We start from the raw sequence: 24,746 nt of genomic DNA, 5'->3' as shown, positions 1-24,746 counted from the left end.
TGCCGACCTTGGAGAGGTGATGAAGATGAAATTCAGACGTCGCGAAAAAGTAGCAATCTATATCACTCGGGAAAAACCTAACGGATGGGAACTACTTGTTTTTCATCCACAATCGGCTCCTGAGAGTGATTGGCAGATCCCCGCAGGTACGATCGAAGATGCTGAAATCGCAAAAGAAGCGGCTGTCCGTGAGACGCTTGAGGAAAGTGGTCTCTCGTTAGCATCCGTCCAGTACATCGGCGAAGAAGAGATGCGCTATCCGGAGCGAATGCGGGTGCATTACACGTATTTCTACCATGCGCACATCGAATGCCAAGAGAACCGCTGGACGCATTGTGTGGCTGGTGACGGTCAGGATTGCGGTGATTTCTTTGATTTCGCGTGGTTGCCACTTGATCGGATCACGCAACTTGAACGCCGCCATCATATATTCCTGGATCGTTTGATTCATCGATTGGAACGGACACGTCCGTATGATTGTCGAAAACACGGTTAATTCCGTGTTTTTTTGTTTTGTCTCACTATCTTAAGTTTACCCTGATTATGAGACAAAATCTTATAACTATTGATAATATATGTTATGTTAACTTAAATAAAAAAATGATTTTCTGGTCAGATTCATTCATCCCCCCTGTCATCTAAAAATCGGTCTATCGTCCTGTTGGTCTTCTTCTTCATTCTTTGTTACTCTAATAACAGTAACACTGCGAATGTTACCTTTTTAACGGTAACAAATCAAATGTTTCCATGATTGTGGCAACAAATGAACAGGAGGAATCGTCATGCAAGCTGTTGCCTTGTCGTTTGATGTCAAAGGCTCCCGCGATTATCCGAGCAAAGAAGCATTACTTCAAGCGCTCCGAGAACTCGCGAACGATCTGAATACGGCATTTCCTACGAGTATCGTTCCGTTCCAAATCAAATCCGGTGATAGCTTACTGGCGGTATTTGCGGATTATCCGGTCAGTTATCCGGTCATGCTGCACTTATTGAATCAAGAATTACCAGGTTACATCGGGATCGGATTTGGTCAATATGAGACGATTTCGACGACCCAAGCTGAAGAAGCCAATGGCAGTGCGATCATTCATGCCTTTGAAGCACAGGAATTGGCGAAGACGCTTCCGTCACGGATCGCCTTTGTTGGACCGCCCTACTTACCGACCGCCCTGCTGAATGGTTATCTTGAGATGCTCTATCCGGCGTATTTCGGGAAGACGGACCGTCAGATTGAGTTGCACCGGTTGATGGATCAATATCCGGATGATACGTATGAAGAGATCGGTCTGAAGATGGGCTTTAAGGAACAAGATGCTCGCGCGAATGTCGCAAAACTCGTCTCTCGCTCGCAGCGTAAGCAACGCAAGCGACTTGAAGCTGCCTTGGCACAGGCACTGGAGCAATTCCAAGTCTGGGAGGCGATTCGGTGACTGTCTTACTTAGCCTTATCCTTGTCCACTTACTTGCTGATTTTCCATTACAGACGAGACGGATGGCGCAACTGAAACATCGACACCGACGCATCTTGTTCCAACATCTTGCCGTCCATGCGTCTCTGATGCTACTTGTCCTCGCGTTCTTCGTCATCCGAGGGCAGTTGACCCTCGACATCGCCGGATGGCTAGGAGGGAGCATTCTCGTGTTTCACGCCCTACTCGATGCTTCCCCGCTCAAACGTCGCGTCAAGCAAGCGGCGGCGTACTGGATCGATCAAGCGTTACATATCGCTGCCATCATTGCCTTGACATGGGTGTTCGTTCCGATTGATTGGTCATTGTCGTTCGCGCGACCCGAGCAGGTCCTCTGGATTCTGTGCTTTAGTTTAGTGACGACGGAGTTACTCGGTCACGGGATTGCTTTAATGCTCGCACCATTTGCTCCGCGCTTGATCGAAGCGCATTTCGAGCGAAAAGTGACACGTAAGGAGCAACTCGACGGCGTTTCGCGGACCGTCACACATGAAGTCGAAGATTCTGCGCGCAGTTATACGACGGAATTAAACGGAATCGGGCGTTATATCGGTCTCGTCGAACGTGCGATCATTACCCTGCTCGTCGTCACGAACGCAACCGGAGCGATTGGCTTCATCATTGCTTTGAAGGCACTGGCCCGTTTTAAACAGTTTGAAGATCGCCGCTTTGCGGAATATTACATCATCGGGAGCTTGCTCAGTATCTTAGGTGCGATTTTATGCGGACTCGCGATTCGCGTCGCACTCTAAACGATGAATGAAAGTGAGGGAGACGGTCTTGACCGTCGCACGAAGTATGAAACAAATTGGATTAGTGAGACATCACCGGGTGACGGAAGGATACCCGACGAAAGGCTGGATCAGCGCCAGCGATATTGAAAAATGGATTGAACGGTATGATACGTCAGACATCGATATTCAACCGGTCGAGCTCGGTCAGATCGACTGGACGGTCTGTTATGCCAGTAGCATGCCACGCGCCGTCCAGACGGCGAAGAGTGTCTACGATAAAGAGATCATCGTGACGGATCTACTACGGGAAGTACCGTTTCCGACGATTCAGTCGAATCTACGGTTACCGTTTCTTGGCTGGGCGGTCCTCGGTCGACTCGCAGCCCCGTTCAGCAAACGGATTCAAGCGGAGATCAAGGAAGCGAATGAACGGATTGAGGTCCTGTTGAATCAACTGATGTTCGAGGATGATGAACGGGTCTTACTCGTCGGGCATGGCGGTATGATGATTTTGATGCGTGCTGCCTTGAAACGGCGCGGTTACCGGGGGCCACGGTTCGGTCATCCGCGTAACGGCATGCTCTATCTGTTCGAGAAAGAGGAACCGACATGTTGAAATGGGGATCAACGATTCTGTTAGCACTCTGCCTGATCGTCATCTTCTATACGACACGGGACGAAGAGCCCCCTGCCCCAACAGAGGGACAAATGGAGGTCTACGGTTTTGACGTCGGTCAAGGAGATAGCACGTTCATCCGGACGAAGGAAGACGCAATCTTGATTGACGGCGGGAATAACGGCAAAGGTGAGGATGTCGTCCGCTACCTGCAAGAATTGGGTGTCAAACGCTTAACAGCAGTCATCGCGACACATCCGGACGCCGATCATATCGGTGGACTCGATACCGTCCTCGATGCCTTTCCAGTCGATAGCGTCTATGCCCCGCGTGTCACGCATACGACAGAGACATACCGCGATTTCCTTCTAGCCGTCAAACGCGAAGGGGTGACAATTAAAGCCGTCAAAGCGGGTCTTAAGATACCGAGTGAAGCCGCACGCTTTACGTTCCTTGCGCCTCTAACGGACGGAACGCAGGATCTCAACAGTTGGAGTGCCGTTCTGCGGGTCGAACATGGACAGGACCGGTTCCTCTTCATGGGTGACGCTCCGATCCGGACGGAACGACAATTGCTCGAGTCGGATGCCGATCTTAGCGCCGATGTCTTGAAGCTTGGGCATCACGGAGCAGACACATCGTCCTCCCTGCCCTTCCTACAAGCCGTTGATCCGAAGCGAGCCTTGATCTCAGCCGGGCAGGATAATGCTTATCGTCACCCACGTCCCTCCGTTTTACAGGAACTGAAAGCAGAACGGATTACGATTGACCGGACCGATCAAAGTGGAACGATTCAGTATATTTCGACCGGTGACGGCATCAAGGAATCGAACCGGACCGATTTACGACCGGAATAACGAGACGTGGAGGTGCATCAGATGCGATTGACCCTAGCAGATTTTGAAGACGATCTAGCGATTTGCGAAACCGACGAACGCGAGACAATCACGTTACCGAAAAGTCGTTTACCGCGCCAGGCAACGATCGGCGACCGACTTGACTGGACCGGACGTTCGATTCGGATCTTACGCGATGAGACGAACGCACGTAAAAAAGAGATCTCCGAGTTGATGGATGATCTCTTTGAAGAATGATGAGACTCCCTCGGAATGCTGAGGGAGTCTTTTTTAACCGAGTAGACTGATGACGAGTCCAGCGAGGATGCCTGCTGTGAATAAGGAACCGATCGTATACGTCAGCAAACGTAATGCGAATGGGAGCCGACGAATCGCGGCAAAGGCTCGGCGATTCGGAGGTCCTCCAGCAACAATCCGTTGATACTCGTCGATAGGACTGTGAGCAACGTCCTGTTGCTGGTTTAGAGTAGAGTTCGATTCGGTAGTATGTAGTTTCATCTGTCCATCCCCCCTATTCTAATGATTTAATGACTATATCCTTCTATATCTATTCGCTAAGTAACTTCATAATCCTGTTTCAATTTTTTTGATATTTCACGAAACTTTTGGATGAAACTGGTAGTATAAAAGATAGACGTATTTCTTTATGCGTGATTCCTGGAAAATCACTAGCAGTTTTTTCTGAATTTTCGTACACTTTAGAAATACGATGCATCTTAAAGGGGGAATCATCTATGTTTCAAACGTTACGTACATCACTCAAACAATCTGTCCTTGGTCAGGACGATGTGATTGATCATTTATTGATGGGCTTGCTCGCAGAAGGTCATGTGTTGCTCGAAGACCGTCCGGGGACCGGTAAGACGACACTAGCAAAAGCACTAGCGCAGACACTCGAAGCGAAGTTCTCACGTATTCAATGTACAGCGGATACGTTACCGACCGATCTACTTGGGATGGAGCTGTTCAACCCGCTGACAGGATCGTTCGAACAACGGTTTGGTCCGCTGTTTGCGAACATCGTCCTCGTCGATGAGATTAACCGGACGACGCCACGGACACAGTCAGCATTGCTCGAGGCAATGGCGGAAGGACAAGTGACGATCGGGGATACCTCCTATACGTTACCGCAACACTTTCTTGTCATCGCGACACAAAATCCATTCGATGGACACGGCACATTCCCACTGCCGCATGCCCAACTCGACCGTTTCTTGTTCAAGTTGTCGTTCGCTCCGCTGACACGTCAGGCGGAGAAGGCATTATTACGTGGAGCACACTTAACAGCAGCCGAACTACAGATTCCGCTCGAACAACTCAATGACTGGAAAGAGGAAGTCATCGCCGTCTCGATCGAAGATAGCGTCGAAAACTACTTACTCGATGTCTGTGACGCACTCCGCGCCCATCGTGACGTAGAGATTGGACCGAGTCCACGAGCGACGCTCGCACTCTTAAAAGCCGCGAAAGCACGGGCCTGGATGCAGGAGCGGACGTACGTCACACCAGAGGACGTCAAGCACTTGGCGACGCCATTGCTTGCCCACCGTCTCGTCTTGACGCTCGAAGCGACGCTGAAGCTATCGAACGAACGTCTCGTCGAGCAAGTCCTCGATTCACTCACTGTTCCAACTGAGGTGTAATCATGCAATTGATCATACCAAAAGGCTTTAACCTCATCATTCTTACGATGACAGGTGCAAGCGGCGTCATCGTCGGTCTCTATGGTCCTGTCTGGATTGCGGCTTTATTACTCGCCTATACATTATATGGCTGGGTGATGCCGTATTATCTCGAATACGTTGCGAAGCGGATTCGCGTCCGCCTCCTTGAGACCGTTCGCGCTTTTCGAGAGGAAACGATCCAGATACCGTTCGAGTTATCGAACCCAACGAAGTTACCACTCGGTCGCATCACGATTTCTGGCTTGCTCGGGGATCAGATCAAGCTTCCTGATGCGAGTAGTCAATTTTGGCGTCAACACTTATATGTCAGCAAACAGACGATTGTGCCGTTTTCAATCGATGTCGTTGCCGCTCACCGGGGAACGATTCGAATTCAGTCGTTTGACGTCATGATCTCGGATCCGTTTCATTTGATCACAATCTATGTGACGCTTAATATCCAAGAGCTGGGTCACGTCTTCCCTGACTTTGCACCAGCGTCGGTCGAGTGGAATGAACGGATGATTCCCGGTGAGACGATTGATCGCTCGAGTCCGTTCACCGATCGCTCGAGTTTCCACTCCGTCGTTCCCTACTCCGGAGATGCGAAGTCGATCTACTGGTCCGCTTATGCGAAGACGAATGAACTGTACTCGTATCAATATGACCGGAAACGTAACCATGATTATGCCGTCATCGTCGATGGCTTGTCCGCAGACGGACTCGCTCTCCGCTCGGACTTCGAGAAACTATTATCGCGTGCCGCGACGATCATCCGTGAACTCGAGAAACAAGGGGCTTCCTACAGCCTCTGGATTTCGATGGTCAACCGATCCGGGCAGTGGTACCATGTTCCGTCTGGTATGGGAAAACATCAATTCCTACGGACGATGGAATGCCTTGCTCGGATTTCCGAATACGATCTACCGCTCGAACGCCGGTACTTCACGAAACGATTGCAACGTAGTGTACCGTCGACGACGGCGGAGATCCATCTCGGTCACCGGCAGAAAGGAGTGAGCGCATGATTCTCTGGTGGATATTCCTTGCGAGTCTGTTACCGGTTCCGTTCTATCTCGCGCTCGCTCTTCCGGCACTTGCCTTCGTGCCGCATCGTTCGCTTCGCATCGGATTACAGCTACTCGTAGCGGGGTCCTTATATTTCCTCTCTCCCGTAGCTAGCGTCTTAGCGCTCGTCTTCGTCGCCTGGACCGCGTTTCTTGATACGGTCGATTCGCCGTGGCGATACGCTACGAGTGCGATGGTCATCGGCGTCGTGATGGTATTGTTCCCAGGAGTGACACCACCGATTGGCGCATTTTTAATTTTGGTCTTCGTCATTGCGTATCCATTCGTCGTCACGTACATGACAGAATGGCGGCGTATCTTACCGACGATCGCGTTAGTCCTCAGCGCGGGGCTGATCATCGCTGTCGTCTTCCGGCTCACGAAAGAAGCGCTCGTCGGATCCGTCACGAGTGCGATTCGTCCGCTATTTGAAGCATTCGGTTCATTATTCCTTTGGACGGAACCACTTGGTCGAGAAGCGGACACGATGACGAACCGGGCAATGGGGCTAAAGAATATCAAAGGTGTTCAAGACGTGGATCAAGCTGCCGTCCAGGCAGGAACACCGGATTGGATTTGGATCGCAACGACGCTTCTGACCGTGATCTTAGTTGCGGTTACGCTTTATGTCATCCGGAAGCGAAAAGTCATAGCAATCGAAAGAGAACAAACCGTCAAGCACTCCAAGCAGGTACGGGCGCATGCGCCAAAGCGGCATAGTCATCATCCGCTTCTGAAGATTGCCTCTCAACTCGAGCAAGCCTTCCCAAGACGCCATGAAGAGACGACGCTTGAATGGCTGACACGGATCGAGTTCCCGGATGCGTCACCAAACGCGCGTCTGATTGACGGAATCGAGTTCAGTCCAAGTGAACCAGCTTACGACATCCAGACGTTCCGCCGTCAAGTACGGGAACAAATCGAACGTTAACAAAAAGCCCCTGCTCATGGAGCGGGGGCTTCCTCGTCGCATAACGTGCGCATCAATTGGTTGCGTGGTGTCGTCGCAAGACCCCAGTCGCAAATCGCATCAAGTAAGGGAATCAAAGAGATTCCTTTTTCGCTCAAGGCATATTCGACGCGGGGTGGAATCTCCGGGTAAACGGTCCGTGTAATCAAGCCATCTTGTTCGAGTTGTTTCAACTGTTGCGTCAGCGTCTTTGGTGAGACGTCCTGGATATAACGCTCCAGTGTATTAAAACGTACTGTCCCTTCTTCGTGCAGCTCGTACAAGATCATAACTTTCCACTTGCCTTGAATCTGACGCATCGTCGCATCGAACTCATTTAGATATGGCATACCGTTCCCTCCCTTACCAAAAGGTAACCGACTGACCTAAAAGTGCGTACTTCTCGGAACAGTTTCCCTCTGTTATCTTCAATCTATCATATCAAATAAGGAGACGATATCATGAAAACAGGATTCATTGCCATCACAGGTGCCACGTCAGGAATCGGGCATGCGACTGCTCAAACATTCATTCAGAAAGGATACCGTGTCTTATTGCTCGGACGACGAATTGATCGTCTGGCGAGCCTTGCTTCAGACGATGTCTTAATTCGCCAAGTCGCAGCCACCGACCGAGTTGCCCTCGATGCTGCTTTAGCAGACGCGACGGAAGCGTTCGGACCGGTCGAAGCGATCATCAACAATGCAGGACGGATGTTACTCGGTCAAATCGAGACGCAAGGAGCGGAAGAATGGGAAGAGATGTTTGACGTCAATGCGCTCGGTGTCTTACACGGGATGCAAGCCGTCCTTCCCTCGATGGTAGAGCGCAAGACCGGTACGATCATCAATATCAGTTCGATTGCCGGTAAAAAGACGTTCGCCGACCATGCCGCATACGTCGGCACGAAATTCGCCGTCCACTCGATGAGTGAGAACGTCCGGGGTGAAGTCGCCTCTCACGGTGTACGCGTCATGACGATCGCACCAGGAGTCGTCGAGACGGAATTACTCGGTCATACGACAAGTGACGCGATTAAGGGCGGCTACAACGAATGGAAACAGTCGATTGACGGTGGTCTCGATCCGCAAATCGTCGCGGACACCGTCTTATTCGCCTTCGAGCAACCACAACACGTCAATATTCGAGAAATCGTCTTAGCCCCGACGAAACAAGTCGATTGACGAATAATAGACCGAAGCGCTCGGAAATGGATGTACTTCCGAGCGCTTCGGTCTATTTTCATGTAAGCGTTACTTTATTAGGTGACTCTGTTCAATCGTTTGAAAGATTGATCGATAGATTTGGAGTTGCTCTGAACGATTCGGTCGTTCGATCCCCTCACCGAACAACCAGGTCGTCTCTTGTGTATCGTCATAGAGCATACCAGCCGCAAACGTCGGATTCGGCACCGAGATGCTTTCCTCATAGGAGAGACTCGGATCAAGAAACGGTTCGACGGATTTTTGAGAGCCGATGAAGAAAAACGGAATCTGTGCTTTCCGGTAGACGGTGGCATAGTCACGTCCCGATGCCTGATGTAAGTACTCCGGCATGATCATGACGGCATCGTATCGTCGTAAATCCCCTTTGATTTCTTGCAGATCAATCGAGTGGAAGTTCGGGGATTGCGTAAGTACTGGAGCCGTTCCGACGACAGCGATGGTGAGATTGATGGTACTGGCCTTTGGCGTCAACGTTGTTTTTTTCATCATACATACGGTAAGCAGTAAACTGAGTGCAAGTAAAGTCATGACGGTTCTTTGTCTCATCTGTCCCTCCATGATTTCCTAATATTAGGTCTTTCGCTTAGTTCCTTTATACCATAGAAATGGGTGACATTATGTTTTTGCACAATAGGGAAATCGTGCCGAATAAAGTACCAACAGGATCCAATAAAAAAAGACTCCCTGAATGGAGTCTCCTTACTTTTCAGCATCGATTTTTGAAGCCTTACGCGCAATGACGACAATAAAGACGATGGCACCGACAGGAATCACGAGCGGCATCCAGTCGAGGATATACTGTGCGTTCATCGTATCCCCCCTTACCTAGCAAGCTATAAGCGTAGCATATGCCAATTGTTAGGGAGTTGCAAGTCACAGTCGGGGCAGAAGTTCGTTAGCAAGTGAGTAATAAATCAGCACACTTGTCGAAAGGATGTATCCGATCAATAAAAGCGGTGTGAATTTAGGTTTCATGCGTCGTTCGATCAAGCGTAACGAGCCGATGGTGACGACAAGAGCGACGACCGGACTGAATCCGAATACGACGATATCTAAGGATGTCACGACATCTTCTGGAAACACGAGATGAAAGACAAAAAGTGAGAATAAGTACCACGATGTATAGGATAGACAAACGAAGAAGAGGAAAGTAGCTAGTTTCCGCATCCCGTTTGATTGGCTTTTTTCCATCTGTTGCATGTCGTTCCTCCTACATAAGTATCAGATATCCTTAATAGTAACTGGAACTATTCGCTTAAAATATTCAAATATGAATATCCGACAAAAAACGACAAAAAGTTTTTTTCTCGACAATTAAAAAAAGCAAGATCCACGGTCAAGTGAACCTTGCTTCAACTCTTAAAGAGCAGGTGTTTCGACTTGATACATCGTCGCAAGACCTGCCACCTTGTTCTTGAATGTCTCCCGGCGTTCGACAGGCGCAATGATTTCCGCCTGATTGCCGAATTGAATCAGCCACATCATGAACCCGTCGGAAAAGAGCGCATCGACCTTGACTTCGAACCAGAGGTCATCGAGACGACGGCAGCGGATATCCGTTCCGAACCGGTCGACGACGGTCGGCATTAGACTTTCCTGAAATTTAAGCGTCAATTGCTCGTTCTCTCCCCCATACATGTTGAACATGTTACTTAAGTAACTCGGCTCGACATGGACCGGTTCTTCCATCGGTTCAAACGCTTTACAATTGACGATTCGGTCGACCCGGTACGTCCGAATCTCTTTGATCCGCTCATCACGTCCAATCAAATAGTAATTTCCGTTATCCATCAACAGGTGAGCCGGAGAAACGAGGTAATGCTCGCCATCTTTCCGTAACTCGAACTTTCGCGTCCGTTCGTTAAACTTTCCTTGGTACTGGAAACTGATGACGAACTCATCACTGATAGCTTTCTGGATCGTATCAATCGAGCGCGACGTCATTCCTTTTGGTTTTTTGACAGTATGTAGTACCGGCTGGAGAGACTCCGCCATCTTATCACTCGTCAACGACTGAATCGTCTGAACGAGCGACGTCGTCTCACTTTCCGAGATAAACTTCGCACTGGCGATGGCATCGACCAGCAATCGGAGTTGATGATGCTCAAAGGGACGACTGACGAGATGATACGGAATGGCAAGTCCATTCTTCGTCTCTTCCGCCACGACGTCAAAACCTGATTTGGCAAGTGCCGCAATATCATCCTTCAACGATTTTCGGGATAGCTTCTCGATCAGTCCTCGTTTCGAGAGTTCCGTGCTCAATTGCTCAAGCGTCAACGTATGGTCTTCATCCGACTGACGTTCGAAGATTTCTCGTACAGCAAGTAAGCGGTCACGGTTCGTTAATTTTTCGTTAGACACTACGCATCCTCATTTCCTAAGTCACAATGGTTTGGTTATACTTTACAGTATACATGAAAATAAACACGAGATTAACAATAAAATGGTAAAAATTAAGAGATAGGAGAATTGGGATGCATTATATCGCAGAATGGAACGGTCAGCGTTTTGAATACCGGGATAGCGGGAGTGGTCCCGTCATTTTATTAATTCATGGTACACAATCTGATTACCGAGAAGTCTACCATGTCGAGAAGTTAATCGCGGCAGGATATCGCGTCATCGTACCGTCACGCCCCGGGTACGGACAAACCCCACTTCAGCTCGCTGATAGTCCAGAGGCGCTCGCAACATTCTATTCTAAGTGGCTAGCTTCCCGTCAGATTAAACAGTACACCGTTTATGGCATCTCTGCCGGCGGACCGACGGCAATCGCGCTTGCTGGAATGGATCCAGGCGTCCATGCCCTTGTCTTAGCGTGTGCGATGACGCACCGGATTTCCCTGCCGTACCATCGTCTTCTGATCCAACCGGTCTTACAACGTCCTTTACAGTTCATCCAGTGGGGGCTTTGGACGTATGTGAAGGATAAGATACGCAAGTTTCCTGAAGAAGCAGCAGTTCGGATGGTCGAGATGACGAGTCTGTTACCACGCGAAACAATCCGTACCCACATTAGTGAGACGGATGCGTCGTTATTATATGAAGTTGGTCTTCAAAATGGTCCTGGGCGAGGTGTCTTGTTTGATATCACACAAGACATCGAACGAGAACGGCTTGAAGCCGTCACGTGTCCCGTCTTGATCGTCCATTCGAAGTCAGACCGTGCTGTTCCGTTCGAGCATGCCGAACACGCACGACGGAGTATTCCTCACGCGCAGTTCATTGAATCGAAAAGTCCCGGTCACCTGATTTGGATTGGTCCATCCGCACGTCGAGATGAACGGATGATCGAACGATTCATCGCCTTCAATCAGATAACTTGAAGGCGGAGCCGCATTTTTAGCTTCTCATCATCTTCCTCGATCGCAATCAGACCACGACGCGTCAGTTCACCAATCGCACGACGCGTCCGGTCTTGATTAAGTCGGGCACAGCGGGCAATCTCAGCGATGCCCATCCGACATGACAGTTGGTTCGCCTTAATCTTTGATGAAGGCTTCGCGACGGAGCGTTGTAAGAGGCGCCAAAAGACATGGCGGGCATCCTCTGATAAAGCATAGGCATTTTTCTCGATCACCGGTGGCATGTAACGAACGTCTTCTCGAATCCGGCGAATCAGATAGAGACTGAGCCATTCTTCAAGCTCCGCTTGAATTCGTGAGAATTCGAACCACCAAAGCTGCTCGAGTGCCTCTTCTTCTTTCGTTGCCAGCTGCCAGCTAGCAGGAATCTCATCAAACTCTTCCTCGAGCCAGTCTTCGTAGTCGAGTGCCGTCTCATACAAGACTTGTGACGGAATCTGCTCGAGTGACGTCCGATTTTTATAGATATCAAAGCTCATCCGTCGAAAATGTTCGACGGATGCAGCCACTTGGCTCAAATGAATTAATTGTTTCGTAATGAGGCGCGCCAGTCCATCCATCTCGAGGTGGATGGCATATAAGTGTTTTTCTAGCGCAATGAGCGTGCTTCTCTCCATTCGACTGTTCCTCCCCTATTTGTTTTTCGTCTTCTTGTCTTTTTCCGCAAAACCCTTATTCAAAACCAATTGTGAGCATATCGGTGTATTGACAGTGCAGTTTGGAATAGAATAGAACAATCGAATTCAAAAGGAGATGCACGATATGTATACGATTTTTGGTAGCTCACGTAAAGGAAACAGTGAATGGCTCGGGGAACAAGCATTGAAAGGAATCCCTCATGTTGCTGTCGATTTGGCGAACGTCTCGATTCAGCCGATTGAAGACCGCCGTCATCACGGAGGCTTTTTGCCGATTGGCGATGACTATCGCCGGATCGTCAAAGAGATGCTTGAACACGATGACATCCTGTTCATCACTCCGATTTACTGGTACTCGATGTCGACGAAGATGAAATTATTCATTGACCGATTCAGCGAGTCACTGCGCGATGAAGAACTTGAATTCAAACGTCGGATGGCAGGGAAACGATTCCACTTGATTGCGGTCGGAGGAGATAATCCACGCGTCAAAGGACAAGCACTCGTCACGCAGTTCGAGCATATCGCATCGTTCCTTGGCGCAACGCTTGAGACAGCGATTCTTGCCGAAGGGAATGCACCAGGTGAGGTCGAGCACGATCAAGAGGCGATTGCCGCAATCGAGGCGTTTCGTGAAAAAATGTCAGGAGCACGTGTTTAAGCACTGTTCGTGAAGGGAAATAACTGAAGCAGAGCGCACGACTATCTAGCGTACGACTCAATTCAGGAGGTGGTCAGCCATGTTCGCATCTAAAAAACGATCGAATCGCAAGTGGAAACAACTGACTTCACGCCAGCATATCCTTCATCTTGAACATCTGTATCAATCACGCGAAGAGACGATCGTTCGTGATCGCCTCTCCTTACAACACATCATGGAACGTGCAGTCCGGACCGGACAGACGGTCCACGTCCGATTAAAACAACTCGATACGGTATCCGGTTCGATCCAAGCGATTTTTCATGACCGCGGAACGATTGAACTCGTCACATCGACAGGTATGCGCCGGATGGTGCGATCGTCGGACGTCATCGATATCCAGTGGACGACAACCTAACAGCATGTAACCCCTTCTCGACTAGAGGAGGGGTTTTTGGTTTACATGAGTCCTTTGCCACCGAGCGGGTGGTCTTCGAGCACGCGTTCAACATGCTCGAGCAATGGACGCGCTTGCGTAATCAAACGCCGCGTCACCGGTAACTCTAAAGACGCGAGGTGTGCAGCGGCATCCGTCCAGATTTCACGGACATGTAGCACATCCGGTTCGTCAGAAATACTGATGATGTAGTGCAGACAACTCGGATGAGTCTCTAAAGAAGCCGCAGCTTCAAGTAACAGGGCGATGACGTGGTCGCGTTGTCCGGTTTGAGTCGTAAATGTCGTCCATAATCCATACATCAAGAGGTACCTGATAATGGACGGACTTCTGCGCGCCAACCGTAAGATTCCCCTTCTGCGACTTGAGTCGTCGGATGAAGGGAAGCCAGTTCCATCGCATGATCCAAATCACGTGCTTCAAAGACAATCAAACTGCCAATCTGCTCTCCATGCGCTCGATCCGGCTCTACTTTCTTCTGTACGACCCCATCTTGCCAGTAAAATGCTTGTGTCGTAAGACCCGGGTGCCAGTCTGATAGGACATCGACTTGTTCATTGAAGGTGTTCATCAACGCATCACAACGCGACATCAAAGCATCGATCTCTTCCTTCGATAAAACATCCATTCGGTCTGCATCATAATAACCAACGTATAAGAATTGCATTGTCTTTCCTCCTCTCAATTTTCCCATTCCCTTCCATGAGAAGGCTAAACAAAAGCCTCTTGTCTCTACGCTGAGAAACAGGAGGCTTATGTATCATTCATCTTTTAACTTGACGTTTTGATCGGCTGGTAACGTCGTCGTCGTTTCCTCGTCTTCAAGTTTCGGAACTCCAGCACCATAATCGGTTGCTTCATCCGTCACGTAAGACGCCGCGAACGCTGGATTCAGTAAATCGGACTTCGAACCGACGATGACGATCCGCCCGTGTCGGACTTCATCTTCTAGATCCTCAGCGACATCCTTCGTCATGCCAAGCTCGGACAACTGAGCAATCCGGTCATTTCGGTTACTCCGGACGGCTGATAATAACGTCTCAAAGAACGACTTCTTCGTCACGCGGTATGGTAACGTCTGTGTGTCATTCGCGATCCGTTCCGCGAGTTCTTCGTCTTTGGCAAAGATGTAAATCTGTTTATTCGAATAGCCACTTGATTTGAGGCTCGTCACTTCTGCGTCGACAGCGGTCATGTTTCGTACGATGCGTGTTTCAAGCATAAAAATCCCTCTCTTTCATGCAGCAAGCTGCTGATAAGAAGTTATACCCGGAACATAATAGTTGAAACCTGAAATTGAAAAATGGATCAAGCAGCAGTCTGGATTGAAGACGCACGCCGCTTTTGCCAGATCGTAAACAAGGCAATCAGAATCATCAGGACGACTTGTGGGATAAGCGTCTCGAGCGTTGGGTAGAAACCAATCCACCCGGCAGTTCCGAGTCCATTGATCGGATGAATCGGTAAGACGTTCGTCAGCTGCAACGCGTGCAGACTCGTACCAAGAATCTTGAACGCCATTAGATAGATTAACCACGACGCGACTTGGAACAGACGATGGATCGGTAAACGGACACCAATCTGGATGACCGCATACGAGACGAGACCGATGATGATGATCGCGAGACCGATTCCAGATAATAAGGCAGTTTTCGTCATCGCTGGTGCCATTCCGATATAAAATAACAACGTCTCGGCGCCTTCTCGGAAGATCGTCAAGAAGCTGACGAAGAACAAGGACGTCGTCGAAAGCGTTGATAAAAAGTGTTTTCGTTTCGCAACGGCGCTTTTCGAGTGCAACCAATAGCCGACGAACAACATGACGACGACTGCAACGATGCCCGTGTAGCCTTCAATTTGTTCCCGACCCGTCGCCGCGAACGAGGCCTGAAAGACCGTCTGGAGGATGAGCGCTAACAGACCGCTTGCGATCAGACCAAGCCCAGCGCCTGCCCAGACCTTCCCTTCTTGTTTTGAACGACTTTTCCGTGCGAAAGCAACGAGCGCACTGACGATCAGTAACGCTTCGAGACCTTCCCGCAGCATGACGAGCATTGCATCAACAAACGTATAATGCGTCTTCGTTTGTAATTGTGCGATAGCATTCTCAAACGACTGGAGTTCTTGTGCCGTCTTTTCCCGCGTTTCCGGCGTCAGGCGGGCAAGTAACAGTGGTACATCTGATTCAAGCTGGGAATAGAGACCTTCATTACGTGTCCGGACCTCGCCTTCCGCACGTGGCCAAGTCTTCAGAAACGATTCGAGTGCTTGTTTCGCTTTCGGTAAATCATTTGCAGCTAGTGCGGTTTGCGCCTCCTCGAGTGGCGTCAGCAGCGACTGCAGTCCCGTTTTCTTCGCCTGGACTTTCTCTCCGTCGAGGAAAGACTGAACGGCCGTATCGAACTGATCAAGTGCGGCTTGCCATTCCTTCGTATCCGCGGAATCACGCGCCGCCGCGATCCGGATCGACGCGAGCGCCATCTCGATGTTGCCATAGTGACCGACACTGTCATTGCGAACAAGACTCTCGTGCGTCGCCCATGCGGTCAACAATCGTTGCTCCGCTGCCGGACGGTCGCTCGCCTTGACCTGCCGCATCTCTTTCGTCAACGAAAGCAATTGTTTTACTTTTGACTTCGCAACTGGGTCTGTCTTCGGTTTCGTTGCTTCTTCCTGCTTCCGGACGGCAGCAGAGAGAGCTGTCAGTTGCTCGCGGACTTCCGGAAACGCTGCCGATCGTTTCGCATCGACCTGTTTGACGGCTTTCGTGATTGCCGCTTGTTGATCAGGTAAGTCTTTGGATGCTTGATTCAGTTCATCAATCGCTTGATTCAGTGCCGCGCGATCTTCACTTGCGACGGCAGACAGGGCTTGTCCGATTGCGACATAGAGATCATCCGTCGATGCAGCATGGACGGGCACCGCGTGTTGACCGGCTATAAGGAGTACAAATACAAGGACGAGATTACGCAAATAACGCATCACCGATGTAGCCTCCTTTCGAGATTCCACCGAAGCAAGCGAAGATGGCACTTCCACGGTGCGTGATGTATTCATTCAATCGGTCCTGTGCGGCAAGACGACGCTGAATCTCGATGAATTGTTTCGGTGAACGCTGATACGATAAAAACAGCAGTCCGGCATCAAGGGCACCCGTCTTTTCATCGATGCCGTCTTGATACGAGTAGGAACGGCGTAAGATCGCTGTCTTCCCGTCCCCGTGTGCGACAGCGGTATGCGAGTCAACCGGTAAGGCGGCTTCGCCACGAGCCTGTCGTTTCGCTGGTGTGACGGAAGCGAACTCGTCTGTTGAGCCAAGCGGAGCCCCGGAAGCACGTTCGCGTCCGAAGGTCCGTTCTTGCTCTTTTAGAATCGTCCGGTCCCAGACTTCAAGATGCATCTGGATGCGACGGACGACAAGGAACGAGCCGTTCGTCAACCATGGTGTCCCGTCTTGCCACTGACAAAAGAGAGAGTCTTTCCGGACCTGCTTCTTCGAGACGTCAGGATTCCCCGTGCCGTCCTTGAAGCCGAACAGATTACGCGGCGTCCCACCAGAGGCATCTGCTGCTTTACTGCGCTGGAAACCAGCTTGCGACCAACGCATCGCGACCGTCCCACGCCCGACACGGACGAGGTTACGGATCGCATGGAAGACGACTTGGGCATCATCACCACACACTTGGACGACGAGGTCGCCACCGCTCCATTTTTCGTCCAGACGATCGAGATCGAACGTCGGCAACGGTTTAAGGGCATCCGGTCGTTTATGACGGATGCCGAAGCGACCGTCAAATAGACTTGGACCGCACCCGAACGTAAACGTCAAGTGTCCGGCAGATAATCCATCCGCTTCCCCCGTATCTTCCGGTGGAACATAACGGGACTCAGAGTCGCCATATGGTAACCCGGCCGCAAGTCTGGCGCATAATCGCGTCCAACGCTTTAGTAAATCAACGAGTTCGTCGCGTCGGTCCGTCTTGATATCAAACGCTACGACTTGGACGTGATTTTGTGGTGGAGTCAGAATTCCCGCTTGATACGTACCGTAGAACGGCTCTTGATCACTGGCTTCAACAGTCAATGTCCGCGGAAGAAACTTTTCAAGACCACTGGCATACAGGGCAGCACCGAGACTCGTCAAGCCCGCGACCTTAAGAACGTCACGCCGCGTGACACCTTCTTGGATTGGTTTCATGCTTATCCCTCCAGTACGATGCCCATCTTCGAGAGCGGTTCCGCGAGTTCATTGATGGCGACACTCATCTGTTTGACATCTTGTTTCGAGAGACTCGTATAAAGGACATAGCCATCGCCCTTTTTCTTCGCGTCGAGTAACGCATGGACATCCTTGAAGCGAGCCGCAATCTCTTTTGATAACGCCGCATCTTGTTTTTTCAGCGCCGGGTTCAATAGTTCGTAAATTTTTTCAGCCCCTTCGACGTTTGCCGCGAAGTCATATAAATCAGTATGCGAATAACGGTCTTCTTCCCCTGTCACTTTTGACGTCGAGACCTCGTTCAATAAATCAGTCGCCCCCGTGACGAGTAATTCTGGTGTCACCTCGACCGTCTCGACCTTTGCCCGAAGTAAGTGGACGTCCTTCATCAATTGTTTCGCGTACGCTTCATAACCTTTTGTCGTTCCTTTTTCAAATAACCCTTGCTCGATCCGGTGGTAACCACCCCATTCCGACGCTTTCACGTCGCCTGCTCGCGCATCGATCTTCGGATCAAGGTCACCGAACACTTCCGCGATTGGTTCTGCGCGTTCGTAATACATCCGTGTTGGTGCGTACAATGCTTTCGCTTCTTCAAGCTTGCCAGCCTGTACGGCATCGGTGAATTTTTCCGTCTCGCGGACGAACGTATCGATTTCGTTAATCGCATACGTCCGGTAATCCTCAACGACCTGGTCAAAATTCTCTTTTTTCGGTGCTGGTGTCTCCGCCTGTTTCGCTTCACTGCAACCTGCTAAAACGACGGCGAGCGCCCCTGTCATCAATAATGCTTGTTTCATGTATGGTTCCCCCTGTTACTAATTAAGTCAGTTCCTTAAATAGTATAGACGACAATGATAATCGTTATCAATAAAAATTTTTTGCAATAAAAAAAAGCTTGAACCGGTTTATTTCAACCGATTCAAGCGCTCTATCAGGCTTGTTCTTTGCGTTTTTTGAAGTACGTCCGTGAAATGATGAACGTGACAATCCCGAAGCCAATGAAGACGAACGCTTTTTGGAATAAGCTCAGGAACGACAAATCGAACAGTAAGAGCTTGACGGCACTGATGGTCAGTAGCAACAATCCGGACAATCGCCACGTCGACGACGTCCGCATCCGACCGATCGCGACAAGGACGAGTGCGAGGACAATATAGGCAGCGGACAACGTCGTACTACGCGCCGTCTCTTCAAGACCGCGGTAGAATGGTAACTCCATGATGATCAACGTGTAGGTCGTAAAAACCCCGATTGCGGCTAAAACGAGGACAAGTTGCCATGACCCTTTCCAGAGCGGATCACGATGTGTCTGAACGAGGAGCAAGACGAATGCCGTTGAAGCGACGACCATCGCGAGAACAGTCAAAGCGTAGGACAAACCTATGTTTTGATAGGATTCATAATCAACGACGGCTGAAAAGTTAAAGACGACATACAAGCCGACGTTAAACAACCGTTGATGCGGCATGCGCGCCCGCGGAACGAACCAAAATGCGGCGATCAATCCGGCAATCAAGAAGTAGCGTAGTTGATACGTCCAGCTGAGGGCATCTGCCGGAATCAAGAGGACGGCGACGAGTAAGGCAACGTGACCGACGCCGTTTTGAGCGGGATCCTTTAATCGTTCCGCAAGCACGTAGGCAATTCCGGCGAACAGAATCGCTACTAGCATTCCGAACGACCAATCAAGGATCAGTAACGTCAGTAAGACGACAATTCCGGCAAGCCAGCTTGGGACGTTTGGCTGAAACTGGATGCGTCGGCCGACGAACGACGTCGCACCGTAACCAAAGAGTGCTGCAAGTAAGACCGACCACTCATCAAGTCGTGGTACCTGTTCATCAAGCCAGTAGAGCTCTAACGAGAGTAGACCGAACGCGAGTGCGATCGTAAAGATCATCCAAGCGAAGACGAACGCCTTTTTTGCCTTCAGTCGGTCAACGGCAAAGAAGATCACTGCGAACAAGACGACTTCGTACAATAAGAAGAGCGGCAAGTTCGGCTCGTCTGATAATTGTAGATACGGTAATAAGAAACCGGTGATGGATACGAGGACGAGCAAGGCTTGCGATCGCATCCAGAGCATCAAACCGTACGCGATGAAGACGACGACGAGCTCAAGTAAGAAAGCTAAAGACGGTGGATAGAATTGATATAAGGCCATCCCGGCGAACAGTGCCGCCAAGGCGACGATCGTACCGGTCGCGACGAGTCCGACCCCGAGCTCGCGTCGTTTCTTCTCATACTGGTATTCTCCAAGGGCGATGACGAGTAGACCGATCAATACCCCACTTCCGATGCGGACAGGCGGACTGATCAGACCGGCAACCGAGGCGTAGGAGAACAGGAACAAGGCCCCGAGTGCAGCGAATATCGCTCCAATCCGGGGTAACCAGACGGTCGCGATGACCTGTTCCCATTCTTCGCGGGAGCGTTTTTCCTTAAATGTTGGTTGAGGAACAACCGGTTTTCGTTTCGTATAAGCAGGGCGCGGGGCTGGGCGAGCGACCGTACTCACTTCTGGTTCGCTCGGTTCAGGTGCGACAGGCGAAGTGTGCTGTCCTTCAAGGGCAGCTACTCGTTGTCGTAACGCCGCGACCTCCTGCTCGAGACGCGTGATCCGTGGATCTTCCATCTCTTCACTTCCTTTCATGAATACATTGTCATTCTTTTACACACCTAGCAGGTGAACTCCTTCATTTTACAGTAGATTTCGTATCGATATGCCTGAAAATGACAAAAATCCGGTCGCGTGGGAGCGACCGGATGAGGGTTTAACGAACAGATAACGCATATTGTCCCGTTTGATTGAAAACGGATGTGAACTGCGAGCGACTGACACTGTACTTGCCGCGGTATGGGTCCGAGACGTAGAACGAACCGCTTGAGACACCTGTCACTAGCATGACGTGATAGTTCCGGTAACCTGTGAATGTTTTACCGTCCGGTTTGATCCAAGAGAAGTAGCCATATGGATTCTTGAAATCGACCGTTGCCCAGACGATGACCGGGTTACCGCTACGAATCTCACTCTCAATTTTCGAGACGCCTTGTTTCGAGATATCAACGGCACCACTGCGGTATTTTTTCGCGAGTGGTAGGATCCCTTTCGGGTAGATGCCCCAGTTCTTGTAGTAATCGAGCGTTCCGGCTGGATTCCCCGTGAACATTTTTTCTGGATCTGCCCAGTAATACTTCCCGTTCTTATACGTCGCGTTCTTCATACTTTTTGGCATTTGCTTATAGAGTGACGCAGCAGAGACGGCTTTTTTCTTGTATTCGAGTGCCATCTTCAACGAGACGAACTCACAGCCAGATGGATACCCGAGTGAATATTGGTTGTAGTACGGGACGTTTAGCTTCTTCGTCGTCGTCGATGGTTTCGACTTCGAGACGTATTGCGTCGAGATATAGCGGTAGCTTCCCTTATAGAGAATCCGTGTCCAGCTCCCTGACGTGCCGTATGTCGCGACGGCAACCCCTTTATTCAGCTGCCCTACGACCTTATACTTCGTTCCGGCACCCGTCCGGACGTTGAGCGTGCCGACCGTCGTATACTTCGTACCCGTCGACGTGTATTTCGACGAGGACGATTTGACGTAGTTTTTGTGTATGTAGCCTGTGCGGGATTTGTAGCTGATTTTATACCAGCTGCCGGACGTTCCCTTTGATGTGTAGACATTCCCTTTGTAGACGTTACCGAGAATCTTACTCGATGTCGACGGTTTTTCGCGAACGCGCAAAACATCCGTCGTCACGGTTAATTTCGTTGCTGCTTCAGCAATGAGCGAAGGACTGAGTACGCCAACGAAGATGACTGCAATCAGCAGTACGGAGAAAAAACGTTTCATGATAGACCCCCTATGGTGTAATTTGGTGACTCGTTCCCCTTTTCCCAACTTTTTGAAAAAATAATCAACATTTCTTTAGAAAAATCTGAAAAATAAGGAACGTCCTTGTTCGTTATATCAAAAAAACTCGATCATGCCTACGGGCACAGTCGAGTTGTCATCTTTCTGAAATCAAAATAAAATTTAATTTTTAATCGTTAAAATATATGGTGATGGTTGCGCAAATGCTTGTTCGAGCAGATGAGCGACGAACAAGGTATCCTCTTCCTTGACTGGTAGCGGCGCGTCCTCGACGATACTACGGTAAAAGGCGCGATACATTTTACCGTAATCGCCAACAGGACTTGGAATCCGGACGTCTTGCAGATGACCGTGTTCGTCGTGATAGATCAAACGCCCATAATCGTCTTCTGAATCCTCACCGAACCCCTCTTCTCCCGGGAAGTAGTTCGCTTTCAGGTCGAGCTCTTGCCGGTCGACGTGTTGTTTGATGAACGTGCCGTTCGTGCCGTGCAACATCCACCGGGGTGCCGGGGCAAGTGCGACATGACTCGTCCGGACGCTGACCTTGAGCTCCGGATAATAGAGATCAATCGCAAACGCGTCGTCTGGATTATGCGGCAGTCGAACACTGCGCACGTCAAAGGCGACCTTGTCCGGTTTTCCGAACAAAGCGATGATTTGATCGAGCGTATGGACGCCGAGTCCGTAAAGCGCACCGTTTTCGTGACGCGCATCAGCTGACGCCGCTTCTGGGCGGAATAGATCAAATTGCGAGACGACCTCGACGAGACGACCAAGTTTCCCGGACCGGATGATTTGCGCGACGACTTGGAAGTCGCTGTCGTAACGTCGGTTTTGATAGGCGAGAATCTTGACGCCTTGCGCATGTGCTTCTGCAAATAGACGCTTCGTCTCCTCTTCCGTCACCGTAAATGGCTTTTCGACGAGAACGTGCTTTTGATGTTGCAGCGCGAGCAACGCGTATTCGAAATGTGTCGCCGGTGGTGTATTGATGACGACGACATCAAGTGCCGGGTCAGCGAGCATTTCGGACAGATCCGTCGTAAAACGGGCATCCGGCAGTCGATCCTGATAGGATGCGAACAGCTCCGGTTTTTCCTTCCGATTGTAAATCCAGGTGACGTGATAGTTGTCCTCGATCATCACGTACGGTAAATGGTAACGGGTCGTACTTTTGCCAAAGCCGATGAAGCCGATATTCAATCGCATCCGATCACTCCTTGAACCGTTCTTTTTCTATTACCATACCAAACGAAACGACCGTTGTCTTGATTGAACCGCTTCAAGCCGTCGCTTCGATGCGTTCATACTCATAAATCGAGAAGCCGTCCCGTGTTCCTTGATGGACGAATCCGAAAGACGTGTAATACGCGTTGAGAAACTCGTTTGAAGCGACACAGTCGAGTCGTAGGATTTCTCCTTCATCCTCTGTCACTGCAATCGCGTGTTCCAGTAGTTTTCGACCGACACCACGTCCTTTTGCGCGGTCGCTGACGACGATTCGATGGATATACAGACCTTCTACATCATCCCACAAGGATTGATCCCATTCGAGCGAAGGAAGCAGGGCAACGGAACCAAGCAGCTCGTTCTGATCCTCAAAGACATACAGGCGGCCGGCTTCTAAATCTCGCGCGACGAGTTGTTCGATGTCTTGCTCCAGATAAGCAGACCACTGGCTACTGCCACTGGCTTTGAGGGAGAGCGCTTTTTGCTCAAGTAGGGTTGCGATGTTTCGAACGTCTTTTGATGTAGCTTGTCGTATCATGTTATTCCTCCTGTTACAAAAAAATTCTTCTCTATCCTAACGAATGTACAGCGAGAAGAAAACCTTTTTGCTTCAAGATTTCATCGTTCCCCATTATTTTGTGATTTTTTTCATATTCCACAATTTTATTTCAATGTAACGTATCCTTTAGGAGTGATCTGACCCCCAGTCGTCACAACGGTAAACGACCGGCTTCCCACGAGCCGGTCGTTTTTTTTGTCATTCAGGCGAGTTCGACCCAGCGGCGCGACAGATTCCGTGCTTGTGCCCGGTACTCGTCGTCTTCGACGATCGGATTGCTGAGTCGTGGAGCGGAATCCGCATAGTAGCCGCCGTTGTCAAGCGGATCGTCGGTTGTTGCGAGATAGAGTGCCGTCTTTGCGCCGTATTCCGGCGTATAGAGTTTTCCGGTCCAGTACCCGACTTGCGCGACCGGTTTGAGTAACGTCTTCATCACTTTGCCGTACTTGCCGCGATAGAATAGATCCGTATTGACGATCCCTGGGTGGACGCTGACGAACGTGATCCGGTCACCGTGTTTTTCAGCCAGTTCACGCATATGAATCATTTGCAGGAGCTTCGATTCGCGATAAGAACGCATCGGGCTATAGTGTTCTTTTTTGACGTGGGCGATCGCCTCGAGTTCGACGTCGGTCCGAATCAAGCCACCTTCACCTGCGAGCGACGAAATCGAGATGACGCGCGGGTCGTTCCCTTTCTCAAGTAACGGCAATAAGCGCTCAATCAAATAGAAATGACTCAAGTAGTTGACCTGGAATTGTGATTCGAAGCCGTCCTTCGTGACATGATACGGCGGTACCATGACACCGGCGTTTAAAATCAAGCGGTCGATGCGACCCACTAAATCAAACAGACGATCCGCGAAGCGACGGACGGAGTCCAGTTGATCGAGTTGGACGATCTCGATTTCCAGGTGCGTATGCGATACACCATGTTCCCGCAGTAGTTGCACGAGTGCCGTCGCTTTTTTCTGCGAACGGACGGTAGCGATGACCCGATCTCCTCGTTCCAATAATTCTTGAATCGTGACCATCCCCATGCCGGAGTTGGCACCCGTGACGATACAGATGTTCATCCCTTTTCCTCCTTGTGTTCCGTATTGAACGCAACTAGTTCTGTTTCTAGTTTTCCTTTTTCTTTTCGTTTGTACACCTTGTTTTGACGTTATTTTTCG

30 protein-coding genes are annotated in these 24,746 nt (G+C 50.1%); 13 read left to right on the top strand and 17 right to left on the bottom strand.

The features are described from left to right. Positions 1–25: 25 nt before the first annotated feature. The 6 genes from U719_RS08425 (at position 26) to U719_RS08400 (ending at position 3,913) form a co-directional block, all read left to right on the top strand. A complete protein-coding gene (locus tag U719_RS08425; protein ID WP_231681758.1) occupies positions 26–496 on the top strand; it encodes an NUDIX domain-containing protein in 471 nt (156 codons plus the stop codon). Positions 497–782: 286 nt separating this feature from the next. After that, on the top strand, positions 783–1,430 hold the full coding sequence (locus U719_RS08420; protein WP_023468332.1) for a hypothetical protein: 648 nt from the start codon (positions 783–785) through the stop codon (positions 1,428–1,430). Continuing rightward, the gene (locus U719_RS08415; RefSeq protein WP_023468331.1) at positions 1,427–2,221 is read left to right on the top strand and encodes a DUF3307 domain-containing protein; all 795 of its coding nucleotides are present in this window, start codon (positions 1,427–1,429) and stop codon (positions 2,219–2,221) included. Before U719_RS08420 ends, U719_RS08415 begins: the two co-directional genes overlap by 4 nt. A gap of 13 nt (positions 2,222–2,234) precedes the next feature. After that, positions 2,235–2,819, top strand: coding sequence for a histidine phosphatase family protein (locus tag U719_RS08410; protein ID WP_235147651.1), 585 nt, complete (start codon positions 2,235–2,237; stop codon positions 2,817–2,819). Next, entirely contained in the window at positions 2,813–3,676 is an 864-nt protein-coding gene (locus tag U719_RS08405) for a ComEC/Rec2 family competence protein (RefSeq protein WP_023468329.1), read from the top strand. Before U719_RS08410 ends, U719_RS08405 begins: the two co-directional genes overlap by 7 nt. A gap of 21 nt (positions 3,677–3,697) precedes the next feature. Beyond that, a complete protein-coding gene (locus tag U719_RS08400) occupies positions 3,698–3,913 on the top strand; it encodes a DUF3006 domain-containing protein (RefSeq protein WP_023468328.1) in 216 nt (71 codons plus the stop codon). Positions 3,914–3,946: 33 nt separating this feature from the next. Here U719_RS08400 and U719_RS08395 read toward each other — a convergent pair whose 3' ends face one another. Continuing rightward, a complete protein-coding gene (locus U719_RS08395; RefSeq protein ID WP_023468327.1) occupies positions 3,947–4,174 on the bottom strand; it encodes a hypothetical protein in 228 nt (75 codons plus the stop codon). 236 nt (positions 4,175–4,410) lie between these two features. On the opposite strand from U719_RS08395, the gene U719_RS08390 reads away from it, so the two are divergent. The 3 genes from U719_RS08390 to U719_RS08380 are packed head-to-tail and all read left to right on the top strand — an operon-like array spanning position 4,411 to position 7,339. Beyond that, on the top strand, positions 4,411–5,319 hold the full coding sequence (locus tag U719_RS08390) for a MoxR family ATPase (RefSeq protein WP_023468326.1): 909 nt from the start codon (positions 4,411–4,413) through the stop codon (positions 5,317–5,319). 2 nt (positions 5,320–5,321) lie between these two features. Next, on the top strand, positions 5,322–6,368 hold the full coding sequence (locus U719_RS08385) for a DUF58 domain-containing protein (protein WP_023468325.1): 1,047 nt from the start codon (positions 5,322–5,324) through the stop codon (positions 6,366–6,368). Continuing rightward, positions 6,365–7,339: a hypothetical protein gene (locus U719_RS08380; protein ID WP_023468324.1), complete on the top strand. Its 975-nt coding sequence runs from the start codon at positions 6,365–6,367 to the stop codon at positions 7,337–7,339. Before U719_RS08385 ends, U719_RS08380 begins: the two co-directional genes overlap by 4 nt. A gap of 14 nt (positions 7,340–7,353) precedes the next feature. Here the strand turns inward: U719_RS08380 and U719_RS08375 are convergent, their stop codons facing one another. Next, positions 7,354–7,707 carry a helix-turn-helix domain-containing protein gene (locus U719_RS08375; protein ID WP_023468323.1) on the bottom strand — a complete coding sequence of 118 codons (354 nt, stop codon included), beginning with the start codon at positions 7,705–7,707 and terminating at the stop codon, positions 7,354–7,356. Positions 7,708–7,818: 111 nt separating this feature from the next. Between U719_RS08375 and U719_RS08370 the strand changes: the two genes are divergently transcribed. Beyond that, complete coding sequence (locus tag U719_RS08370; protein ID WP_023468322.1) at positions 7,819–8,541, top strand: SDR family oxidoreductase; 723 nt, start codon at positions 7,819–7,821, stop codon at positions 8,539–8,541. A 69-nt stretch (positions 8,542–8,610) separates the two neighbouring features. Here U719_RS08370 and U719_RS08365 read toward each other — a convergent pair whose 3' ends face one another. From U719_RS08365 to U719_RS08355, 3 genes are all read right to left on the bottom strand, one after another. Next, complete coding sequence (locus U719_RS08365; RefSeq protein ID WP_023468321.1) at positions 8,611–9,129, bottom strand: hypothetical protein; 519 nt, start codon at positions 9,127–9,129, stop codon at positions 8,611–8,613. Between the two features lie 327 nt (positions 9,130–9,456). Continuing rightward, positions 9,457–9,783, bottom strand: a complete 327-nt coding sequence (locus tag U719_RS08360; protein WP_023468319.1) for a hypothetical protein — start codon at positions 9,781–9,783, stop codon at positions 9,457–9,459. 159 nt (positions 9,784–9,942) lie between these two features. After that, entirely contained in the window at positions 9,943–10,947 is a 1,005-nt protein-coding gene (locus U719_RS08355) for a YafY family protein (RefSeq protein WP_035397361.1), read from the bottom strand. A gap of 113 nt (positions 10,948–11,060) precedes the next feature. Here U719_RS08355 and U719_RS08350 point away from each other — a divergent pair, with 113 nt between their 5' ends. Continuing rightward, the gene (locus U719_RS08350) at positions 11,061–11,912 is read left to right on the top strand and encodes an alpha/beta fold hydrolase (RefSeq protein WP_023468318.1); all 852 of its coding nucleotides are present in this window, start codon (positions 11,061–11,063) and stop codon (positions 11,910–11,912) included. On the opposite strand, the gene U719_RS08345 is transcribed toward U719_RS08350, so the two are convergent. Further along, entirely contained in the window at positions 11,900–12,568 is a 669-nt protein-coding gene (locus tag U719_RS08345) for a hypothetical protein (protein ID WP_023468317.1), read from the bottom strand. The two genes, U719_RS08350 and U719_RS08345, sit on opposite strands and share 13 nt — an antisense overlap. Before the next feature lie 145 nt (positions 12,569–12,713). Here U719_RS08345 and U719_RS08340 point away from each other — a divergent pair, with 145 nt between their 5' ends. Then, on the top strand, positions 12,714–13,250 hold the full coding sequence (locus U719_RS08340; protein WP_023468316.1) for a flavodoxin family protein: 537 nt from the start codon (positions 12,714–12,716) through the stop codon (positions 13,248–13,250). Between the two features lie 79 nt (positions 13,251–13,329). Continuing rightward, positions 13,330–13,647: a hypothetical protein gene (locus U719_RS08335; protein ID WP_023468315.1), complete on the top strand. Its 318-nt coding sequence runs from the start codon at positions 13,330–13,332 to the stop codon at positions 13,645–13,647. Between the two features lie 41 nt (positions 13,648–13,688). Here U719_RS08335 and U719_RS08330 read toward each other — a convergent pair whose 3' ends face one another. From U719_RS08330 to U719_RS08280, 11 genes are all read right to left on the bottom strand, one after another. Next, positions 13,689–13,988, bottom strand: a complete 300-nt coding sequence (locus U719_RS08330; RefSeq protein ID WP_041255111.1) for a putative quinol monooxygenase — start codon at positions 13,986–13,988, stop codon at positions 13,689–13,691. Beyond that, positions 13,988–14,353, bottom strand: a complete 366-nt coding sequence (locus U719_RS08325; RefSeq protein ID WP_023468313.1) for a YciI family protein — start codon at positions 14,351–14,353, stop codon at positions 13,988–13,990. The genes U719_RS08330 and U719_RS08325 overlap by 1 nt, the downstream gene beginning before the upstream one ends. A gap of 93 nt (positions 14,354–14,446) precedes the next feature. After that, positions 14,447–14,908, bottom strand: coding sequence for a general stress protein (locus tag U719_RS08320; protein ID WP_023468312.1), 462 nt, complete (start codon positions 14,906–14,908; stop codon positions 14,447–14,449). 86 nt (positions 14,909–14,994) lie between these two features. Further along, on the bottom strand, positions 14,995–16,668 hold the full coding sequence (locus U719_RS08315; RefSeq protein WP_023468311.1) for an FTR1 family protein: 1,674 nt from the start codon (positions 16,666–16,668) through the stop codon (positions 14,995–14,997). Next, the gene (gene efeB, locus U719_RS08310) at positions 16,652–17,884 is read right to left on the bottom strand and encodes an iron uptake transporter deferrochelatase/peroxidase subunit (protein ID WP_023468310.1); all 1,233 of its coding nucleotides are present in this window, start codon (positions 17,882–17,884) and stop codon (positions 16,652–16,654) included. The genes U719_RS08315 and efeB overlap by 17 nt, the downstream gene beginning before the upstream one ends. 2 nt (positions 17,885–17,886) lie before the next feature. Further along, positions 17,887–18,705: an iron uptake system protein EfeO gene (efeO, locus tag U719_RS08305; protein WP_023468309.1), complete on the bottom strand. Its 819-nt coding sequence runs from the start codon at positions 18,703–18,705 to the stop codon at positions 17,887–17,889. A 134-nt stretch (positions 18,706–18,839) separates the two neighbouring features. Then, positions 18,840–20,561, bottom strand: coding sequence for a DUF2339 domain-containing protein (locus U719_RS08300; protein ID WP_235147650.1), 1,722 nt, complete (start codon positions 20,559–20,561; stop codon positions 18,840–18,842). 121 nt (positions 20,562–20,682) lie between these two features. After that, on the bottom strand, positions 20,683–21,759 hold the full coding sequence (locus tag U719_RS08295) for a C39 family peptidase (protein ID WP_023468307.1): 1,077 nt from the start codon (positions 21,757–21,759) through the stop codon (positions 20,683–20,685). A 183-nt stretch (positions 21,760–21,942) separates the two neighbouring features. After that, complete coding sequence (locus tag U719_RS08290) at positions 21,943–22,992, bottom strand: oxidoreductase (protein WP_023468306.1); 1,050 nt, start codon at positions 22,990–22,992, stop codon at positions 21,943–21,945. 73 nt (positions 22,993–23,065) lie between these two features. Then, complete coding sequence (locus U719_RS08285) at positions 23,066–23,551, bottom strand: GNAT family N-acetyltransferase (protein ID WP_023468305.1); 486 nt, start codon at positions 23,549–23,551, stop codon at positions 23,066–23,068. Between the two features lie 223 nt (positions 23,552–23,774). Beyond that, positions 23,775–24,647: an SDR family NAD(P)-dependent oxidoreductase gene (locus tag U719_RS08280; protein WP_023468304.1), complete on the bottom strand. Its 873-nt coding sequence runs from the start codon at positions 24,645–24,647 to the stop codon at positions 23,775–23,777. Between the last annotated feature and the right edge of the window lie 99 nt (positions 24,648–24,746).

This window comes from Exiguobacterium sp. MH3 (genome assembly GCF_000496635.1).
In the GTDB taxonomy this organism is placed as follows: Bacteria; Bacillota; Bacilli; order Exiguobacteriales; family Exiguobacteriaceae; genus Exiguobacterium_A; species Exiguobacterium_A indicum.
This window is presented reverse-complemented; position numbering and strand designations above follow the sequence as displayed.